Consider the following 19,780-nt stretch of genomic DNA (forward strand, 5'->3'; position numbering starts at 1 on the left):
GAAGCGCGAGGGCCGCACAGAGCCATCGAGGAGAAGTAGTAAGAGATGCCCGAATCACTGCATAAGCTTTGGAATAGCTTAAGCGCCTTGGCCGACCTTGTGCCGGACCCGGTTTGGACAGCTATCGGCGCGATGATTCCCGTCATTGTTGCCGCGCATTTCGCCATACGCAAAGTAGGGCATGAGCGCCGCTTTGACAAGAACCTCGACATATACTCTCGACTCCATCGCGCAACGGATCGCGTGGCCGTCAATGCGCCCGGCTCCGACAAGAGCAAAGAGCAGGACGACGTCGCCGCAAAGGCGCTCAGCGACATGATTGACGCGTACGATGAAGCGAAACTACACATATCTCCGAGGTCGAGAGTGGCACTAGAGAATTTATTTGGACAACTGAGGGTGCTGTGGGCCGATGCGCAGGACGATCAGTCCCCCACCTCAAACCTCTCGAACAGGCGCGCAAACTTGCTCCTCCGTGAACTCCCGGAGCAGATCATCATACTCGGGCGCCGCGACCTATATGGCGGAGAATCGTTGCGGAATCTTAATTTCAGGCTCTTCTGGCGACGTGACAGAAAACGAATACTGGGCGTTTTCCAGAAAGTTTGGGAAGATTCCGTCAAGACTCCTGTGCCTCTCGACTAGTTTATATTCGCGGGTTCTTGGTTCTATGGGCGTCGAGGATAATGCTCGCGAGCGGCAGCTCGAATAACTGCGGCGAAATAGCTTCGGCGTCGTTCGGGACGATGCAGCGGACGGTCCCGCGCAAATCCAGTCAGGGGCCATCGGCAGCGACCCCCGTCCTCGAGGACGGGGGTCAACTCGTCAGGCGTGGGGTGGTCATAGGGCGATGCGCCCTGGTGGTGCTGCCGGATCTAACCCGATCTGCCCTCCACGGCCGGCGCTGCGGCCGGGAGCCAGCGCCTTGATCTTGTCGGGCCGGAAGCCGCTCCAGTGATCCTGACTCGTGACGACCACAGGGGCCCGGGCGTAGCCGAGGTCCTTGACCCTCGCCAGGGCCGCGGCGTCCTCGGTGAGGTCCACGGTCTCGTACTCGATGCGGTTGCTCGTCAGGGCGCGCTTGGTGGCGTCGCACTGAACGCACTGCGGCTTGGTGTACACGGTGACGTTCATCGGGGTCTCCTCGTCGGTGGGGATGGATGGGGCCGGCTGCTGGGCGGTGCTCGCTGTGGTGGCGTCATCGGGGATCACTGGGTGAACCCCTCGGGGACGCGGGCGATCCCCACGAACTGACCACCACTGAGGCGGGCATCGCTGATCTTGGTCACGGCCGCGCCGCGGCTCGCCTCGATCATCTTTCCGTCGCCCAGATAGATGCCGACGTGGGACACGTCAGCGCCGAGCCGTCCCCAGGATTCGAAGATGAGATCGCCGGGCTGTGCCTCTCTGGGAGAGACCGCGTGGGAGCGCAGTGCCGCCCACTGCGCGCGGGCCGTGCGGGGAAGCCTGATCCCTGCGGCCGCGTAGGCGTACGTCGTCAGCCCAGAGCAGTCCTGCCCGCCTCGCGTGGGGCCGTCCCACCCGCCGCCACCGAACACGTAGCGCTGCCCCAGAGTGGTGTGGGCTCGCTCGATCACAAAGGCCAAGTCGCCGGTCGCGGTGGAACTGCCGTCGCCGCACACCGCGGAGCCGGCCTCGTCCTGGTCGATCGACACGTCCACGCCGGACAGGGCCGACATGATCTCCCGCGCCACCGGCTCGTGCTTGGCGTATGCCTGCGGGTGCGCGCTGCGCTGGACGCGCTGCGCGGCCACGGTTGGCGCCAGCGACTCCCAGCCCTCCACGTTCACCAATCCGGGAATGTGATAGCCCCTCGGGCCGGCTCCTCCGGGAATCGCCTCGGTGAGCGTCTTTCCCTTGTAGAACACCTTCGCGGCATAGGCGGTGTCGCTAACTTCCTCCAGGGAGCCATACCAGCCGGGGAGCTGCCGCTGCTGGAATACTCCCGCGTCACCATTCCCGTCCGGCGTGAAGGTGCTCGGGTGATCCCCTAGACGCGATTCCTGCATCGCGGTCATCAGCGCGATCAGCTGCCCTCGGGCCGAGATCCCCTCGGCCTCCCCTACCGTCATGATGATCGCGGCCTGCTCCATCGCGCGCGGTGTGTACCCGCCGACTGCCGCGGGAAGCTCCCCGTCGATACTGACGGACAGTGAGCTACCGGCGCAGATCGCGGTGTTGCTGCCGACGCTGCCGGCGAACATGCCGACTCCCACGACACCGGCACCGGCAACCAGGACCAGCGGCGCCGCGCAACCGACTACCAAGCTCGCCGCGATCGCCTTCTTCTTCATGCTCAGGCCACCTCCTCCGGCGGCTCCAAGTACGAGACCTTCCACGGGTCGACGGGGTCCGCGCGGACCATCACCAACTGGAAGTCCCCGATCGTCGCCGGGACGGTGACCTCAGCATCGGTGCCACTGACCAAGCCGTACTCGGCGCTGCCCTGCGGGGCTCCGGCCGGCCCGCGGCGAGGATCGGTGTACTGCCAGACCTCCTGCGCGGCCGGCGTGAGGTGCTGGGAGAAGTTCGACCACCACTCGTCGGGATCTTCGGTGGCGAAGTACGCCTCGACGGCCGCGTGCGCGGCCGTGCCGGCCTCCTCGGCGTCCCCCTCCTCGGCCTCGGGCGGACCCTCGTCGCCGGGCACCACCGGGGCCTCCTCGCTGGGAGCCACGTCCCACTCGGTCGGGGACTCCTCCGGCTCGGCGGGCTCGCTCGTCGCGGTCGCCGGGGCCTCGCTGGTCGTCGGCTCCGGCTCGGGCACGTCGGCCGGGCCGCTGCATCCCACCATCAGGAGCGCGACGGCCGCTATCGGAACTGCTCGGATTGATCGCATGCCCAGACAAGCGCGCCCATCACGACAGCTCTCCCAGAACCGCCTACTGAGCGACTGCTTTACTGCGCGCCTTCGTAGCCCCCGTGGCACCAAACCACGGCCCCGCGGTCGCTGGAACGGGACGGGGGCCGGGTGCTGCCATGGAGCGTCGGGTACGGCTGTCGCGAAAGGGCGAGGCTAAGCTTAGGGACATAGACGATGTTATCAATGAGCTTTCAATGAGCGGGAGACGGCATGAAATGGATACTTCGGCCCGAGAAGCAAGATGTACTCGCAGTATTTGGAGCAGCTTACGCTCTCATTCTTCTCGGGCCTACGATCGCAGCTGTTGGTCGGGGGGCATACACGCCTATCGGTGACTCGCTGTCGATTCTCGGGGGGGCCTCCATGGTGTTCGCTGCAATGGTCTACATGCAGTACTATCGCCGGAAGCGGATTTGGCGCTCCGGCGAAGTTCCGAGCGAATATGTTGCCTTCGCGTCCGGAGCGAGAGCGAAGGGCGACCGTAATGATTACAAACCAAACTATGGCGTCGGGAAGTTGCCGCGTCCGGGAGATGTTGAGCGCGTGGTCGACCTCGCTTTAGAGTACATTCCCGCGGAGCTCTTTTATTCCGAAAAGCAGGTACACGGCTTTCTTGAACGGAACCCTGGGGCGCTACGCTGCATCCGAACGTCGTCGGCCGGCGAAATTTCCGGCTACTACATCCTCCTTGCGCTTTCCCAGCGTGGAGAAGACCTCATCTTGGACGGCGCTGTCGATGTGGGGGTAGCGATGTCCCCGTCCCTTACCCTCAGCGACCCCGCCGATGCGTCCGCGCTCTACATTGGCATGATCCAGGGCGAAGGCGGGAGGGGAAGTGCTGCAGTGCTTTTGGCATTCGTTGAACATCTTCTGCAAATCGTTGAGCAGAACAAGAAGCCGATACGCCTATACGCGCGGTCTGGCCACAAGTCGTCGCGTTACCTAATGGACAAGCTCGGCTTTACGCCCGTAAAGGTAGCGGGTGGCGTCTCTTATCTCGAAGTGGCCGAAGTCGGTGAGGCTCAGCTACGCGAGTTGCGGAATTCTGGGCTGCGTACGCGCAGGCGGGCAGAACGGGTGATGAAACAGCGTGAGGAGTTATAGCAAGTCGGAGTTCCTAGAGCTAGATGACGACGCGAAACGAAACGACGTCACCGCGACTCTGACCGCCTGTGCTCGGCCAGTCCTAAGAACCTACAGGTTGTTGAGGCAGTCTCGCGGGTGTCATCCGTCGAGACAGTTCGAGCGCGTTCCTCCGCCAGGCTTGCGTCTCGCGAGCTCGTCTCGTCGGTAAGCGCCTCATGAGGCGTTCTATAGCAGCCCGTGAAATGACGCTCGCCCAACGACCCATCGCGGCATTACTGCACGCACTCACAGCCGGGCCCCTCTCGGGAACGGGGCACGGCCCCGCGGTCGCTGGAATGGGACAGGGGCCGGCTGCTGCCACGGGACGTCGGGTACGGCTGTCAGCGCACCCCTCCAGCCTTTCGGAGGCAAAGGGCGCGGAGCGGCCTGCGGCAGCGCCTTTCCCACCGTGCCGATCGAGGGCCGGCGTCGGACCGCCGGGGCACCATGGCGTCATGAGTGAGGCATGGCTCCGGCGCGGGCCGCACGGCTGGAGAGAGCCCACACCGCCACGCTGCGGCTGCGGCTCAACTCGGTACCTCGTCGGATGGGCGGCATGCCTGTGCGGGGCGGACCGATGACGCTCGGGCATCGGACGTGGTACTGCCAAGAGTGCGGGCAGCGCACCGTCATCGCCTGCGTGGATGCAACCTGTGACGTCCGGCCCGGTGATCCAGCGGCGCTACTGAACTACTGATGTACGGAGGTACTGCATTTCTGCGTTGCGCTCGGCTGGCGCGGCGTCAGCGCAGAACGGGCTGGATCTCCTGTTGCCGGCGGTAGGTCTCGTGGCCGGGGGTGTCGCCGCGGCAGATGCGCGCAACCGTGCTGGCAGAGAGTCCGTCGCGGAGGCTATGGCTCGGTACGCCCGGCCCTGGCCGCGCAGTAGCAAGAGGGTCTCGTACTGCTCGGGCTTGACGGCGATCGGACGGCCGGGGCGGCGGCCGCGGTTCCGGGCTGCTTCGAGCCCTGCCATGGTGCGCTCCCTGATGCGGTCCCGCTCGCGCTGCGCGAGGGCTCCGAGCAGCGTCACCGAGAACATGCCGTCAGCTGTGGAGGTGTCTACGCGCTCGTGCAGCGACTCCACCGTGATCCCGCGAGTCGTCAGCTCGTCCAAGGTGAGGATGAGCCGGCTCGTGCGCCGGGACAGGCGATCGAGGTCGGTTGCCACCAGGGTGTCGCCCCCGATCACCACGTCCGACATGAGTCGGTCTAGGACGGGGCGGTGGGGCGCTGCGCCCGATGCCGTCTCCTGGTGCAGGTGCTCGGGGAGCACACCGTGGGCGGTCAGTGCGTCGATCTGTCGCCCAAGGTTCTGCTCGTCGGTGGAGACCCTGGCGTACCCGTAACGCGTCATTGGCTCGCGCCTTCCCGTGTGTCTTAATGCCGTGGGTCAGAGGACTTCTGGCACAGAACATTATGGGGCGCCGTTATGACACAAGCCGACCTGCGGTGATCGTCGCCAGCGGCCGGCGTCCGGCCGCGTGCCACTACCGACCGTTTACGGCACAGGGGTCGTCGAGTCCTCGGCTAGCCGATAGCTGGTCTTTCCGGCTAGTCCGCACGCTCTAGTACCGTAGGACTGTCACGGCTAGCCGCTCTGAGCCTGCTGTCCCCAGGCGGGACGGCCCATGTGGCGCGATGCCCTCCATGGTTAGGCATAGGGGTGACTAGAAGTGGCCGAGGCCCGGCATGCCCGTAAGGGAGCTCTCGGTAGTGCCCGAGTTGGTAGGTGCCGCTCCCTCGCGCGCAGTTCCGCAACGGGCTACGGGCGAGGGAGCATGCCTTGCTCACCACGGTGCTGTATCCAGCGGGCGCTGGAACGCACTGCTTGTGCGCAGGCCGTGACCGCGCAGCTTGCGCACAAAATCTCGTAGTTCTTCTCGTGTTTGGCGAGGAGTAGATTTAGGCATAGCGATGGTGCGCCCGCGAGGCGACCTGAGGCGAAGTGTTGATTCGCTGTCGGTTTTTACGACCCAGCCTTGCGTCAGCGCGTCTGCCTTCAGTTTTGCGATTTCGCGCTCGAGGAGCCGTGAATCTTCTTTCGCCGACCCAACTGACGGCAGCGAGGTATGGCCGGGTTGCGGTGCGCTGGCTCTCCGTCCGAGTTTTCCGAATGCTTGCTTTACCTGGTAAGCAGCTGCGCGGACCGCTGGGAGACCACCGCCGACGTCGTCCCGATAGGGGAGCCGTGTAAGGCCGAAGAGATCGCTCGGCAGATCTATTTCGCCTGCCGCGAGAATGAAGGTCCGATCGCGCCCCAGGGCTCCGACGAATATTCCGAACTCGAGGATGATGTTGTCTCGCGCCGCAGGCTTGGCGGTGCCGCGCTTTGTGGTCGTGTCGTCTGGCGTGGCAACAAGGATGGCGAAATCCACTTCAGCTGCCTTTTGCAGGAGCGCTTCCAGCGTGAAGCTGCCGGGATCGAACACATCCAGGTCCCACCTCACTGGGTGGACCGTTGAGCCCAGGGAGTGCTCGAGGTCTTCCGCTACATCCTTTCCCTCGCTGGAGGAGCCGATGAACAGCTTCGGGAGGGGAGGTGGTGGAGGTTGAAGAATCGCCATGCCAGAACCTTAAGAGTCGACGGGTTGCGCTGCGACGCACAAGTCCTGTTTATACCCGAGCGAGCAGATCTGTGTCAGATCGGCCGTTTCGGAACCTGTGTAACGGGGGGACTTACGGCGCCGTCGCTGTCACGCAGGGTGGTGCTCAATGTGGCAGATGTGCCTAGTTGAGGTGTCACCAACTCGTGCATCAGTCCCTCTGGGGCTGCTGCGCCATCGGGAGGCAACCGAGGCGTCACTCTGAGGTATACCTAAGGCACTCGGCACCGCTGTTGCTACGCCGCTGATCGGCCAGCTGGTCGATGAGTGGTCTGCGCAAGCGGGCTACCTCGCGATCACCGGGGTTCTCATTCTCCTGCTCATCGTGACGGTTCGGCTCGATCGCGGCCGCCGACTATCGCCCGTACCATAAACGGTTCACTTAGGCGCGGTCCGGTCGCCACCGGGGTGGAGGCTATTCGGTTTCGACGCCGTCCTCAACCGCTACCATTTCGGCAATCTTCTTGGCAATCTGCTCCAAGGTGTCATCCGCCGTGTCCATACCGTGCCTGGATCCGAGAAGGGGGCTGACCTCGCGAACCTCGTCGTATGTCACGCCATGAGCAACGGGGATTAGTTGATCGCGCGATAGCAGCTCTGACAGTTCTTTGTCGGAAACTCCGCCTCTTTCTACGCGCTGTAGGAACGCTGCAGTGATCAGGACAAGGCCTACTCGAGTCCTCGCAAGACCCCTGTCAATCTCTCGCATGAAGGGCGTGCCAAGAATGATGTCCTTCTCGCTGAACCAAACCGACACGCCTTCGGCTACAAGCAGAGTGTGAAGCTCCATAGCCGATTGACGTCGATCGTCCCAAGCGTGGCAGAGGAACACATCGCGGAGGTCGGGCCGTGCGCCGCGGGCTTCGACTACTTTCCGGTAGGGCTTTAGTGCCTCAACCTCAGCGTCTGTGTACGTCACAGTCGAGCTTGGAGGTGACCACGGGGCTCTGCTTCGGCCGCCGGAAGATCCACCGCTGCCGCCCGAACTTCCATACGACTCTCGTGACCGAGTCGGGCGCACCCGGGCGGGGTATTGGGGGGTCTGGCGTGGGTAGGCGCTGTACCCGCGTCGACCGTGGACCGGGCATCGCGCGGCCCCTGAGGCAGTCCGGTGCCCGCGATCGGGGGCTGTGCATCCGCTCATAGCTCTGATTCTAGGTGACCTGCCACACAAAAATGTCGCGCCCAGGTCGCGGGCCGCGAGTTCTCCCCGGATGCGTCGCTTTGAGGTATACCCAGCGCGACAGATGTGGCGCAAAAGTGCACCTTTGGGCCCTATTGGGAACCGTAAGCGACCAGCGAGTAACTGTTCTGCTGGGGTGCCGCAGTTTGGCACGCAACGTGCGGCGCGGTGCGTGACCCCTCTCGGTGGGTCAGTCTCCAGTCTGCTAACGAGGCGAACGGGCCCGTTAGCGTCACCTGATTTGTGTGTTGTTCGTCGTGGCGGTCAGCTACGTGGAGTCGGGGCAGGGAGTATCTCGGTGAGCAGGTGGCGGACTCGGGCGTCGATCTCGTCGCGGACTTCGCGTGCTTGCTCGAGTGTGCTGTCTGCTGGGTCCCGGAGGTCCCAGTCTTCGTAGCGTCTGCCGGGGTAGATGGGGCAGGCGTCGCCGCAGCCCATGGTGATGACGACGTCGGCTGCGCGGACGACATCGTCGGTGAGGGGCTTGGGGAACGCGGAGCCCAGGTCGATCCCGATTTCTCGCATGGCTTCCACGGCGCGTGGGTGCAGCGCGCCGCTGGGGGCGGATCCGGCGGAGCGGACGTGCACTCGACCGGCAGCGTGGTGGTCCAGCAGTGCGGCTGCCATCTGGGAGCGGCCTGCGTTTTGGACGCACACCAGCAGCACTTCGGGGACATCGTGCGGGGCGGCGCCCTTGGACTGTGCGAGCGCGGTCAATCGGTCTCGGGCGAAACGCTCGGTGAGTGAGGGCAGGTGTGAGGTGATCTTGGAGGTGCGAGCCAGAGCGGTATAGGACTCGAAGACGTACCGGTCCACCGTCTCGGCGGCGAAGATTCCCGTGAAGCGGCGGGAGAGGTCCTCGGCGATGCGGTGGAGGACGTGCTCGGCGTTCAGGAGTGAGGGGGTCTCGCGCGGCGTTGCCATCACGGTCCTCAGTTCTTAGCTGGAGTGGTCGGGGCGTGCTCGGGCAGGAGGCTGGCGATGAGCTCCTCGATGCGGGTGCGGATCCCGTCGCGCACGGGGCGGACTTCCGCGACGCCCTTGCCTGCTGGGTCCTCGAGCTTCCAGTCCTCGTACCGCTTGCCGGGGTAGTAGGGGCAGACGTCACCGCACCCCATGGTGATGACCACGTCGGAAGCCTGGACGGATTCGGGGGTGAGGATCTTCGGGTTCTGGTGGGAGATGTCGATGCCAACCTCGGCCATGGCCTCGACTGCTGCGGGGTTGATCGAGTCGGCGGGCGCGGACCCAGCGGAGCGGACCTCGATGCGGTCCCCGGCGAGCTCCCGCAGCCACCCGGCTGCCATCTGGGATCGACCGGCGTTGTGAACACAGACAAACAGGACGCTGGGGCGAGCGGTCATGGGAGTCTCCAGACAGGGGTGAGAGGGAGGGGTTCAGGCGATGTCGAGGAACGCACGGAGCTCGGCGAAGGCTGACGGGACGACGGAGTAGTGGGCCCAACGGCCCTTCTGCTCGCGCGTGAGCAGGCCGGCGTCGACGAGCTTCTTCATGTGGTGGCTGACGGTGGGCTGACTGATACCGAGCGGCTCGGTGAGATCGCACGCACAGACCGACTCGCAGCCCTGAGCGGCGACGTGGGAGAGGAGACGGAGGCGCGTGGGGTCGGACAGCGCCTTGAGCAGGGAAGCGATCCGCTCGGCATCGACGGTGTCGACCGGACCTGCGGACAGCGAGCAGCACCCGACAGGGCCGGTCCTCGCCGCGAATCCGGTGGCTGTGGTGTCGGTCGTCGTGGTCATGCCCTCACCTTACATTGACAGTCATCGATGTGGAACATAGCGTACTCATCGATAACCGTCGATGGAAGGTGTCTGGGCCTGATGAGTACGACCACCAAGGACGTGGAGCAGCCGCGCGTGATGAAGGAGATGTCCTTCCTTGATCGCTGGCTCCCAGTATGGATTTTGGCCGCCATGGCCGTGGGGCTCCTGCTGGGGCGGTTCGTCCCCGGCCTGAACACCGCGCTGGAGGCGGTGAAGATCGGATCCGTGTCCCTGCCCATCGCGATCGGGCTGCTGGTGATGATGTACCCGGTCCTGGCGAAGGTCCGCTACGACGAGACCCGGCGCATCGGCGCAGACAGACGCCTGCTGTTGACCTCGCTGGTGCTGAACTGGATCGTCGGACCGGCCCTCATGTTCGGCCTCGCGTGGATCTTCCTGGCCGACCTGCCGGAATACCGGACCGGCCTGATCATCGTCGGACTCGCGCGCTGCATCGCGATGGTCCTCATCTGGAACGACCTCGCCTGCGGTGACCGCGAAGCTGCCGCCGTGCTGGTCGCGATCAACTCCGTCTTCCAGGTGATCGCCTTCGGTGCCCTGGGCTGGTTCTACCTCCAGGCGCTGCCGTCTTGGCTGGGGCTGCCGACCACGTCGGCCGAGTTCTCGATCGGCGCGATCGTCCTCAGCGTGCTGATCTTCCTCGGGATCCCCCTGGTCGCCGGCTTCCTGACCCGCGTCCTCGGGGAGCGAGCGAAGGGCCGGGCCTGGTACGAGGAGCGGTTCCTCCCGAAGATCGGTCCCTGGGCGCTGTACGGGCTGCTGTTCACCATCGTGCTGCTGTTCGCCCTCCAGGGCGACGCAATCATCTCCGCCCCGGGCGACGTGGCCCGCATCGCCCTGCCGCTGCTGGTCTACTTCGTGGTCATGTTCCTGGGGTCCTTCCTGCTCGGCCGTGCGATCGGCATGAACTACGCGAAGTCCACGACCGTCGCGTTCACCGCCTCGGGCAACAACTTCGAGCTCGCCATCGCCGTCGCCATCGGCACCTTCGGCGTCACCTCCGGCCAGGCCCTCGCCGGGGTCGTCGGCCCCTTGATCGAGGTCCCCGTCCTCGTCGCCCTCGTCTACGTCGCCCTCGCCATGGGCCGCCGGCTCTTCCCCGGCGACCCAACCGTTCCCACCCGATGAACCAGCAGAGAGATCGAGTCACCATGACCGCGAAACGCCCCGCAGTCCTGTTCGTGTGCGTGAAGAACGGCGGCAAGTCCCAGATGGCAGCCGCCCTAATGCGCCACCACGCCGGAGATGCCGTCGAGGTGCACTCCGCCGGCACCCGCCCCGGCACCGTCATCAATGCCCAGTCCGAGGAAGCGATCGCCGAGGTCGGCGCGGACATGTCCTCCGCCGTCCCGCAGCCGGTCACCCCCGAGCTGCTGCGCAGCGTCGACCACGTGATCGTCATCGGCGGCGAAGCCGTCATCGAACCAGTCGAGGGAATGACCGCGCCGGTCACCACCTGGCACACCGATGAGCCCTCCCAGCGGGGCATTGAGGGGATGGAGCGCATGCGCCTGGTCCGCGATGACATCGACCGCCGCGTGCGGGCGCTGCTCGAGGATCTGCGAGTCCACCGGGACTAGAGAGCCGCTGTGGTGTGAAGCGGTATCACTGGCCCGGCCCGGGGCTGCTCACGCGCAGGCGGACCAGCCGGTACACCAGCCCGACCGCGAGCACTGCAGCCCCGGCGAGGATCGAGGTCGGGGGCAGGGTCGCCACCAGCACCACGCAGCCGATCGCGCCCAGGCCCTGCCAGGCCTTGGCGTAGCGGCGGTGAGGCCCCTCCTGGGTGGCCGCGGCGATGTTCGCGATGAGGTAGTAGACCAGGACTCCGAAGGACGAGAACCCGATCGCGTCGCGCAGGTCGGCCACGAGGATGATCCCGCTGACGACCAGCGCCAGAGCAATCTCGGCACGGTGGGGCACCTGGTACCTTGGGTGCACCGCGGCCAGCCAGCGGGGAAGATCCTGGTGGCGGGCCATCGCCAGGCTGGTGCGACCGACCCCCGCCACCAAAGCCAGCAGCGCACCCAAGGCCGCAGCGGCCGCCCCGATCCGCACCAGCGGCTCCGCCCCTGCCCAGCCGCGCGCGATGACGACGTCAGCCAGCGGAGTCGCCGAGCTCGCGACGCTCGAGGCTCCCAGCGTCATCAGGACGCTCGCAGCGATCAGCACGTAGATCACCAGGGCCAGGCCGAGGGCAGTCAGGATCGCCCGCGGGATGGTGCGCTGAGGTTCCTTGACCTCCTCGCCCATGGTCGCGATCCGCGCGTAGCCCGCGAACGCGAAGAACAACAGACCTGCTGACTGCAGGACGCCATACCAGCCGCCCTGGATCCACAGCCCCTCGGCGCCGTCGAGCGCTGGAGCGCCGGAGGTCAGCCCGGCCACGATGACCACAGCCAGCACCACGAGCACGAACGACACGATCACCCGCGTCGCCGCGGCAGTGCGCGTGACCCCGAAGTAGTTGATGGCCGCCAACGCCAGCACAGCCGCCACGGCGACCGGCTTCTGCCACGGACCAGGGACCGCGTACGCCGCGAAGGTCATGGCCATCGCCGCGCAGCTCGCGGTCTTGCCGATGACGACCCCCCCCCCCGCCACGAACCCCGGCCACTGCCCGAGGCGCTCGCGACCGTACACATAGGTTCCTCCGGACGTCGGGTACTGCGCCGCCAGCTGCGCCGAGGACGTGGCATTGCAGTACGCCACCACGGCAGCGATTGCCAAGCCGATCAGCAACCCTGCCCCGGCGGCTGCGGCAGCCGGCGCGAACGCGGCGAAGATGCCCGCACCCACCATCGACCCCAGCCCAATCATGACGGCATCACCCGTCCCCAACCGCCGGGCCAGACCAGGCTGAACACTCATCTCTCGTCATCCCTCCAGAACGCGCGCCGTGGCAAGCCGCCACTCGCTGGAATCGTACCCCGATATCGGAAACCGATCCAGGATCGTCCAGTGGGCGGGTGGTGGGCGTAGACTCCGGTGCCGATATCGGATCCGTCACCACAGAGGGAGGTGGAGCGCGGTGCGCGACTTCCAAAGGGGTGCAGTGCGGCTGCACATCCTGCATCACGCCGTCGAGGACGAGATCCACGGCGCATGGATGATGGCCGAACTCGCCGAGCACGGGTACTCCATCAGCCCTGGCACCCTGTATCCCACCCTGCATCGCATGGAATCCGATGGACTGCTGACCTCAACCAGCCGCACCGTCGAGGGACGCAACCGACGCGTCTACCGCGCCACCGACGCCGGCCGCGAGGCTCTGGACGACGACCGCAGAGCCCTCGCAGAACTCGCCCACGAAGTCCTCGGCTGGCGCTCCCCGGAGTAGACAAGACACCGGCCGCATCATCGGTCTAACGGGCGGCGGTTCATGGGGTCGTCGTTCAGGGCCTCAAAAATAGAGGGGGGGTGCTGGAGGGGATCAGTGCCCGTCCCCGAGATTGCCCGAGAGGAGCTCGAGACGTCGGAGGCTGGCGCCGTCCAGGCCGATGATGCGAGCCTCCTTGCCGCGGGCGGCGTACTTGCTCTGCACTGCATCGAGGGTGGCAACGGTGGAGGCGTCCCAGACGTCGGCGGCGGTGAGGTCGATGATCACGGTCTTTGGGTCGCCGGCGTAGTCGAACTGGTAGACCAGGTCGTTGCTGGAGGCCCAGAACAGCTCACCCTTGACCGCGTAGCGGCGGATGTCGACGATGCCGTCTCCGTCGACGTCGGTCTCCCATACCTTCTCGATGGTGACGAGGTGGGCGACGCGGCGGGCGAACAGGATCATCGCTGTGATCACGCCGAGGACGACGCCGATGGCGAGGTTGTGGGTGGCGACGGTGGCGATGACGGTGACCAGCATGACGGCGGTCTCAGACCACGGCATCAGGCGCAGCGTGGTGGGGCGGATGCTGTGCCAGTCGAAGGTCGCGACGGAGACCATGATCATCACCGCGACCAGCGCGGCCATCGGGATCAGGCCCACGATGTCGTTCAGGGCGATGACCAGGATGAGCAGGAAGATGCCGGCGAGGAGGGTGGAGATCCGGGTGCGGGCCCCGGACTGCTTCACGTTGATCATGGTCTGGCCGATCATGGCGCAGCCACCCATGCCCCCGAAGAACCCGGAGGCGATGTTGGCGATGCCCTGCCCCCAGGATTCGCGGGTCTTGTTGGAGTGGGTGTCGGTGATGTCGTCGACGAGCTTCGCGGTCATCAGCGATTCCATGATCCCCACGATCGCCATCGCGAAGGCGTACGGGGCGATGATCTGCAGCGTCTCGAGGTTCAAGGGCACGTTGGGGATGAACAGGGATGGCAGCGATTCGGGCAGCTCGCCCTGATCGGAGACGTTGGGCAGCGTCAATCCGCTGACGACAACGACGATGGTCAGCAGCACGATCGCGATCAGCGGTGCGGGGACCGCGGTGGTCAGTCGTGGGACGAGGACCATGATCGCCAGCCCCACCGCGACCAGGGGGTAGACGATGAGGGGGATGTTCTCGCCGAAGAGGTGGGGCAGCTGGGCGGTGAAGATGAGGATCGCCAGGGCGTTGACGAAGCCGGTCATCACGCTGCGGGGGATGAACCGCATCAGCTTCGCGACGCCAAGCAGAGCGAGAACGATCTGCAGAAGCCCGGCGAGGATCACGGTGGCGATGAAGTAGTCCAGCCCGTATTCGAGAGCGACGGGGGCGATGACTAAGGCGATCGCGCCGGTGGCCGCGGAGATCATCGCGGGTCGGCCGCCGACGAACGCGATCGTGACCGCCATGACGAATGAGGAGAACAGTCCGACCTGAGGGGGAACGCCGGCCAGGATGGAGAAGGAGATCGCCTCGGGGATCAGGGCGAGAGCGACAACGAGACCGGCGAGGACCTCGGTCTTGAGCCGGCGGGGATTACGCAAGGCAGAGACGACGGTGTCCGGCTGCTGTTGGGAGTGTTGATGTGCGCTGTCGGTGGGCGCAGTGTTGAGGGAAGTCACGAGTCGTCCTAGGTGGGGAGGGATGGGGCCCCGGCAGCACGAAACGTTTCCGTGAGGGACCCACTGGTCAACCCTCACGTTACGTGAGGTTTAGCCCGGCGGATACGAGGCCTGCCTCACAGACGGCCAGGCACCAGGCCTCCCGCTCTCCTCCGCTTAGGGGGTGGGTGCGGAGAGGTCGCGGAGGCGCGAGAGGAACTCGTCGGCCATCGCCACCTTCTTCTCCAGTGCGTTGCGCCGCTCGATGGCGATCGCCTCTATCTCTTGCAGCTTCTGCCGCGCCTCAAGGGGAGCGCCAGGCTGAGAGACGTCGTGGGTGATGTCGAGCAGTTCGCGCATCTGCTCCAGTGTGAAGTCCAGCGGCTTCATGCGACGGATCAGCAGGATCCGCTCGACGTCCGCTTCGGAGTAGAGGCGGAATCCACCCTCGCTGCGCTCGGAGGGGTTGACTAGCCCGATCTCGTCGTAGTGCCGCAGTGTCCGCAGGCTGAGCTCCGTGCGCTCGGCGACCGCACCGATATGCAGTAGCTGTTGCCTTCCGCTCTCTTCATCCATGAAGCCAGTTTGCCCCACCCGGTCAACTGCTCCGCGGGCGCGCAGACGCGGCAGGCTCTGCCCCATTGGGGTATACCCAAACGCGACACCTGTTGCCGAGACATCGCCGCTGTTCCACAAGGCCCAATCGCGTGTTTTGGCGCATGTCTCGGCTAGGGTCTTAGACATGAATGGAACACATCGGGCCCCGGGGCAGCGCGTCGCGTACCTCCGGGTGTCATCGGCCGGCCAGAACCTCGCTCGCCAGCTCGAGGCGGTGGGGGAGTGCGACCAGACCTTCACCGAGAAGCAGTCCGGCAAGAGCGCAACCGACCGCCCGCAGCTGCAGGCTCTGATTCGGCACGTCCGCCGCGGCGACCATGTCGTCGTCGCCTCCATGGACCGTCTGGCCCGCTCGGTCATCGACCTCAACGACATCGTCCAGCAGATCACCGGCGACCCCGCCGAGCACACCGAGCAGCACCCCATGAAGGGCGCGAGCATCGAGTTCCTCAAGGAACGACTCACCTTCGAGCCCGGGCACTCCGATGCGATGGCCGCGTTCCAGTTGAACATGGTGGGCGCCTTCGCGCAGTTCGAGCGCGAGCTCATCCGCCAGCGCCAGGCCGAGGGCATCGCCGCTGCGAAGAAGCGCGGCGCCTACAAGGGCCGGCCCCGCAGCCTCGCAAGCGACCAGATCCACTCCGTCCGCACCGCCGCCCTCGCCGGCATGCCCAAAGCCCAAATCGCCCGTGACCACGGCATCAGCCGATCCACGCTGTATCGTTATCTGGCGTAGATGCAATTCCGCGGCCCCGCGAGCGCGAGGTTTGCTCGCGGGGATATCATTCCGGGGTGACGTTGTGGCAAAAAGGCCTCTCAAGCCTCTCGATCATCATTATTGGCGTTTGTCCGGTAGTCATTGGAAGCTTCGACGAGCCGTGGCGGAACCTCTGGTTGGTGTGCCTTGGCGTGCTGGTTCTACTCGCGCTCGTGTGGCAATCCAGTCAGATTCTCTTCACCCCCGGGCCGAGCAAATGGCGGGATCAGATCCTGCTCGGTCTGGCTGACACGACCCAGGCGACCTTTGAGTCAATCGCTCGAATGGCGCAGAAGACCCCCGGTGCGATCGCACGAAGTCGAGCCGATCAGTACGACAAGCTGGCTGGTGAGTTACGTGCCGCGCTCATGGACCGGCACCGTCGTCCCCGAGTTCAAATCTTCCTCGTCGCACCCTCTACTGAGGGGGTCCCAGTTCGCGTAGAGCCTGATGGGCACGCAGGTCGCCGTCCGAAAAGCGACCCTTTTATTGCGGGCACACCGCGGGGAGATGCGACCCTCGCCTTCATCGAGCATGGCCAGTCGTACCTCTCCCATAATGTGCAAGACGATCCTCCGGACGGCTGGCAGGGCACGACCTCTGGTTATCAGTCCTTCATGTCATGCCCAGTGGTGCGTGACGGCACCGACGGTCTCGGGATGGTGACGGTCGACTTCGAGCGGCCCGTCACGCTAACTGCAGGTGACGAGGCGATCCTTCGGCTCTTCGCGGGTCATGTGGCGGTGGCGCGCTCGATCGAACTGGCTTCGCAGCGATAGAATCGAAGCGACTGCGGGGCGCCGTAGTGAACCTGGGAGGCGGTTATGACTGTTCAAGTAGTTAACGAAGGATCTGGCGCTTACATCAAGCGCACCGTTCCCTTGCGGCCAGTCGCTCCGAAGGTGCGCCCTTCTATTGACATCCGTATCCGGCGCTGGCTGCGCGAGATGGGGTCTGACGATAGCCGGGCACCCCACACGCACCGTCTGGATCGACGAAATGGTCAATAAAGCGAACTTTCACTCCTAGATCGCAGGAGTAGGCGGTCAAGCAGTAAGTTCCGCGTAACGGGCGAACAGGACCTGCTGTCGTTCCTGCTCCGAGCGGCACGTGCGCTTGGAGCCGAAGACTCGATCGACCACCGCGTCGAGCTTGCCGTGGGCGGACACCAAGCTGGGATCCATGGCGAGAGGGTCGTAGTGCTCGGCCAGTGACCGCTCGGGGTGAGCCATGCGCGCCTCGAGCACCCCGTGCCCCGCGGCGGCGATCTTCGTCCGCAGCTCCTCGCTGGTAGCGGGAAGGGGCAGAGTGTTCCATGTCAGCGTATTGGAGAAGCGGATGTCCGACTTCAACCGTCCCCCGACCGATCGCTGCCAGGCCATGAACATCGATGAGGAAATCACTCCGAAGAGGAACCCATCGGGATCGTCGGCCTTGAACGCAGCGTTGCTGGTCACGACTTCTGGCCCGAAGTAAGCGCAGGTCATGAAGGGTCGCCGTTCGCTCACCACCCCGGGGATGCAGACATAGGGGACGTCGGGCTGGGATCGCTGCCCGAAGAGATGGGGGGTGGCGGCCATGGCGCGTGTGGAGGCGGCAGAGCTGGCGCTGCGGAACTCGCGGACCGCGTCGAGGCGGGCTCGGAGGATCGGGGACCTGCGTACGTCTGCGGGGTCCAGGTCGGTGAGCCACAGGCACCAGCGCTGTTGTCGTCGCACGAGTTCGCGGGCGCCGACGTACGGGCGCACGTACTTCGCGGCGATTGGATCAGCCATGACCTCGTCGTAGTCCTCGACTTCCACGACGAGGTTTCCGCCGTCGCGGGGCATGCTGCCGAACGTCGCTTCGGGCAGGCCCGGCGACAGAGGCGATCGGCGCTGCTCGACGAGCACATTGGGGCCATCGACGAGGTAGCCGTTGATCGTCTGCGCCGGCGCCGAGATGGCTTCGCCACGGAGATCCGGGTACGAGAACAGGCGCGCCTGGATTTTCGATCTGTCGAACCCGACCACGACGCAGTGCACCGCGGCGGCGCCGGGGGCCTCGGAGACCCAGGCGAAGGTGCGGTGCGCGAAGCGGATGCGCCAGCCGGCCTCGAAGACGGGACCGAACAGGGCAGGGACGGGCTCGCCCTGACAGATGGAGTTGGTCGAGACGAAGGCGAATCGGCCGTTCACCGCGCCGAAGTAGTCGATCGCCTTCTTGTACCAGCCGGTGACGTAGTCGAGCCGTCCGATGTCCTTGCGCTCCCACACGTCGCGCAGCTCCTGGGCCTGCTCGGCGCTGCGCGTGGCGTGGCCGAGGAACGGCGGGTTCCCGAAGATGTGGACGTCAACGGAGGGCGGGATCACGCTGGCCCAATCCAGGCGCAGCGCGTTACCAACGGTGATGCGGGCGGAGTCCTGGAGGGGGAGCATGGGAACGGCGTAGCCGAGGGTGAGGTTCACGGCCTGGTTGGCCTGGTGCTCGACCAGGAACATCGCGGTGCGGGCGATGGTGGCCGGCCACTCCTCGAGCTCGAACCCGTAGAACTGCGACAGCCGAACATGGACGCGCGACTCGGCGTCCAAGGACAGCTGAGCCCGGGACGGGTCGAGCTGCTGGAGGCGCTCGTGGATGCGCAGCTCGAGGGCGCGCAGTTCCCGGTAGGCGATGATCAGGAAGTTCCCGCACCCGCAGGCCGGGTCCAGGAACGACAGCGAGCCCAGGTGCTCGAGCAGCTTCTCCAGCTCGCGCTTCTTGGCGTGCGCCTTGGTGAACTGGTCCTCGAGTTCGTCGAGGAATAGGGGGCGGATGACTTTGAGGATGTTCGTCTCGGTCGTGTAGTGCTCGCCGAGTTCGCGCCGGGCCTTCTTGGACTTCACGGCCTGGAACATGGAGCCGAAGATCGCGGGGGAGATACTGGACCAGTTGAAGTACGCGGCCTGCAGCAGCAGCTCGCGGGAGGCCCGGTCGAAGTAGGGGATCTCCACGGCCTCGCCGAACACGGAGCCGTTGACGTAGGGGAACGCCTGGATCAGGTCATCGTCGCGCCCGTACCGCTTGTCCTCGGGCTTGTTCAGGGCCTGGTAGAGCGTGGTCAGCTGCGCGCCGAGGTCGGAGCCGTCTTCGCTGGTGCGCTCTTCGATGTACCGGGAGAACAGGTCGCGCTCCCAGAGGCCGGAGTCGTCGGCGTACAGGCAGAACAGGGTGCGGATCAGGAAGATCGAGGCCTGGTGCTCGTCGTACCCGGTGGCCTCGAGATGCTCGTACAGCTTGGCCATCAGCTGCGCGGCCTTGATCGACGCGGTCTCCTGCTCAGTCGAGCCGAACTTCGCGCGCCGGTAACCGGCCAGGAACATCAGATCGTCGACATGCGCGGGCAGCTCCTCGAGCGGGAACTCGAGCAACTCGGTCTCGGGGGAGTCCGCGGCAAGATCGAGCAGCCGGAAATGCTTGAAGTCGCTGGTGATCACGAAGTCGGGCCGCTCGTGCTCGGTCAGGGACTCCATGTAGTCCAGCGCCTGAGCCTCGGCCTTGGCGAGGTCGGCGCCGGCGGACTTCATCTCGATCAACGCGGTACCGGAGATCAGCGCATCGATGTAGCCCTGACCGCCGGTGGAGGCGCGCTGAGCGCGCTTCTCATAGAGCGCCGCGCCGGAGCGGGTGATGCCGAAGACCCGCAGCAGGTCCCGGACGAAGGACTGTGCTTCCCCGCGCTCGTACCCCTCCGCGTCCCGCCACTGCGCGACGAACGCCCCTGCTCGGGAGCGGATATCGGGCAGCACGAGAGGCTTATGGCTCATGGGTACATGATCTCAGGCCGTACTACCCGGTGGTCACGTTCTCGCGCGACC

At 65.5% G+C, this 19,780-nt stretch carries 20 protein-coding genes; 7 read left to right on the forward strand and 13 right to left on the reverse strand.

The genetic code is table 11. From position 1 onward, the window contains the following. The first annotated feature begins 45 nt into the window (after positions 1 to 45). Positions 46 to 645, forward strand: coding sequence for a hypothetical protein (locus BN4251_RS17885; protein ID WP_140398369.1), 600 nt, complete (start codon positions 46 to 48; stop codon positions 643 to 645). 195 nt (positions 646 to 840) lie between these two features. Here the strand turns inward: BN4251_RS17885 and nrdH are convergent, their stop codons facing one another. The 3 genes from nrdH to BN4251_RS02745 all read right to left on the reverse strand — a co-directional run bounded on the left by nrdH (position 841) and on the right by BN4251_RS02745 (position 2,815). Next, entirely contained in the window at positions 841 to 1,134 is a 294-nt protein-coding gene (gene nrdH / locus BN4251_RS02735) for a glutaredoxin-like protein NrdH (RefSeq protein ID WP_170931806.1), read from the reverse strand. A 74-nt stretch (positions 1,135 to 1,208) separates the two neighbouring features. Further along, on the reverse strand, positions 1,209 to 2,315 hold the full coding sequence (locus tag BN4251_RS02740) for a C40 family peptidase (RefSeq protein WP_087483624.1): 1,107 nt from the start codon (positions 2,313 to 2,315) through the stop codon (positions 1,209 to 1,211). Between the two features lie 2 nt (positions 2,316 to 2,317). After that, entirely contained in the window at positions 2,318 to 2,815 is a 498-nt protein-coding gene (locus BN4251_RS02745; protein WP_087483625.1) for a hypothetical protein, read from the reverse strand. 279 nt (positions 2,816 to 3,094) lie between these two features. Between BN4251_RS02745 and BN4251_RS02750 the strand changes: the two genes are divergently transcribed. Beyond that, on the forward strand, positions 3,095 to 3,988 hold the full coding sequence (locus BN4251_RS02750; RefSeq protein ID WP_170931793.1) for a hypothetical protein: 894 nt from the start codon (positions 3,095 to 3,097) through the stop codon (positions 3,986 to 3,988). 703 nt (positions 3,989 to 4,691) lie between these two features. Here BN4251_RS02750 and BN4251_RS02755 read toward each other — a convergent pair. The 6 genes from BN4251_RS02755 to BN4251_RS02780 form a co-directional block, all read right to left on the reverse strand. Continuing rightward, the gene (locus tag BN4251_RS02755) at positions 4,692 to 5,366 is read right to left on the reverse strand and encodes a recombinase family protein (protein WP_087483627.1); all 675 of its coding nucleotides are present in this window, start codon (positions 5,364 to 5,366) and stop codon (positions 4,692 to 4,694) included. 433 nt (positions 5,367 to 5,799) lie between these two features. Beyond that, on the reverse strand, positions 5,800 to 6,576 hold the full coding sequence (locus tag BN4251_RS02760) for a TIR domain-containing protein (protein WP_087483628.1): 777 nt from the start codon (positions 6,574 to 6,576) through the stop codon (positions 5,800 to 5,802). A gap of 454 nt (positions 6,577 to 7,030) precedes the next feature. Then, entirely contained in the window at positions 7,031 to 7,534 is a 504-nt protein-coding gene (locus BN4251_RS02765) for a toll/interleukin-1 receptor domain-containing protein (protein WP_245810164.1), read from the reverse strand. Between the two features lie 528 nt (positions 7,535 to 8,062). Beyond that, a complete protein-coding gene (locus BN4251_RS02770; protein WP_087483630.1) occupies positions 8,063 to 8,722 on the reverse strand; it encodes an arsenate reductase ArsC in 660 nt (219 codons plus the stop codon). An 8-nt stretch (positions 8,723 to 8,730) separates the two neighbouring features. Continuing rightward, positions 8,731 to 9,162, reverse strand: coding sequence for an arsenate reductase ArsC (locus tag BN4251_RS02775; protein WP_087483631.1), 432 nt, complete (start codon positions 9,160 to 9,162; stop codon positions 8,731 to 8,733). A 33-nt stretch (positions 9,163 to 9,195) separates the two neighbouring features. Further along, positions 9,196 to 9,561 carry an ArsR/SmtB family transcription factor gene (locus BN4251_RS02780; RefSeq protein ID WP_087483632.1) on the reverse strand — a complete coding sequence of 122 codons (366 nt, stop codon included), beginning with the start codon at positions 9,559 to 9,561 and terminating at the stop codon, positions 9,196 to 9,198. Between the two features lie 81 nt (positions 9,562 to 9,642). On the opposite strand from BN4251_RS02780, the gene arsB reads away from it, so the two are divergent. Both arsB and BN4251_RS02790 read left to right on the forward strand, forming a co-directional pair. Further along, positions 9,643 to 10,734, forward strand: coding sequence for an ACR3 family arsenite efflux transporter (gene arsB, locus BN4251_RS02785; protein WP_087483633.1), 1,092 nt, complete (start codon positions 9,643 to 9,645; stop codon positions 10,732 to 10,734). Between the two features lie 23 nt (positions 10,735 to 10,757). Then, positions 10,758 to 11,186 carry an arsenate-mycothiol transferase ArsC gene (locus tag BN4251_RS02790; protein ID WP_087483634.1) on the forward strand — a complete coding sequence of 143 codons (429 nt, stop codon included), beginning with the start codon at positions 10,758 to 10,760 and terminating at the stop codon, positions 11,184 to 11,186. 25 nt (positions 11,187 to 11,211) lie between these two features. On the opposite strand, the gene BN4251_RS02795 is transcribed toward BN4251_RS02790, so the two are convergent. Further along, a complete protein-coding gene (locus BN4251_RS02795; protein WP_087483635.1) occupies positions 11,212 to 12,477 on the reverse strand; it encodes an APC family permease in 1,266 nt (421 codons plus the stop codon). Positions 12,478 to 12,637: 160 nt separating this feature from the next. Between BN4251_RS02795 and BN4251_RS02800 the strand changes: the two genes are divergently transcribed. Then, the gene (locus BN4251_RS02800; protein ID WP_087483636.1) at positions 12,638 to 12,946 is read left to right on the forward strand and encodes an Rv3488 family transcriptional regulator; all 309 of its coding nucleotides are present in this window, start codon (positions 12,638 to 12,640) and stop codon (positions 12,944 to 12,946) included. 93 nt (positions 12,947 to 13,039) lie between these two features. Here BN4251_RS02800 and BN4251_RS02805 read toward each other — a convergent pair whose 3' ends face one another. Continuing rightward, positions 13,040 to 14,590: a SulP family inorganic anion transporter gene (locus BN4251_RS02805; RefSeq protein WP_087483637.1), complete on the reverse strand. Its 1,551-nt coding sequence runs from the start codon at positions 14,588 to 14,590 to the stop codon at positions 13,040 to 13,042. Positions 14,591 to 14,746: 156 nt separating this feature from the next. Next, positions 14,747 to 15,145 (reverse strand): MerR family transcriptional regulator, encoded by a 399-nt coding sequence (locus BN4251_RS02810; protein WP_087483638.1) that lies wholly within the window; start codon positions 15,143 to 15,145, stop codon positions 14,747 to 14,749. Between the two features lie 166 nt (positions 15,146 to 15,311). On the opposite strand from BN4251_RS02810, the gene BN4251_RS02815 reads away from it, so the two are divergent. Continuing rightward, positions 15,312 to 15,923, forward strand: coding sequence for a recombinase family protein (locus BN4251_RS02815; RefSeq protein ID WP_087483639.1), 612 nt, complete (start codon positions 15,312 to 15,314; stop codon positions 15,921 to 15,923). 56 nt (positions 15,924 to 15,979) lie between these two features. Then, positions 15,980 to 16,723 carry a GAF domain-containing protein gene (locus BN4251_RS17890; protein WP_140398371.1) on the forward strand — a complete coding sequence of 248 codons (744 nt, stop codon included), beginning with the start codon at positions 15,980 to 15,982 and terminating at the stop codon, positions 16,721 to 16,723. Between the two features lie 267 nt (positions 16,724 to 16,990). Here the strand turns inward: BN4251_RS17890 and BN4251_RS02820 are convergent, their stop codons facing one another. Then, positions 16,991 to 19,729 carry a DNA methyltransferase gene (locus BN4251_RS02820; RefSeq protein WP_087483640.1) on the reverse strand — a complete coding sequence of 913 codons (2,739 nt, stop codon included), beginning with the start codon at positions 19,727 to 19,729 and terminating at the stop codon, positions 16,991 to 16,993. Positions 19,730 to 19,780 lie beyond the last annotated feature (51 nt).

Origin of the sequence: Brachybacterium massiliense (assembly GCF_900184245.1) — a bacterium.
Lineage (GTDB): Bacteria > Actinomycetota > Actinomycetes > Actinomycetales > Dermabacteraceae > Brachybacterium > Brachybacterium massiliense.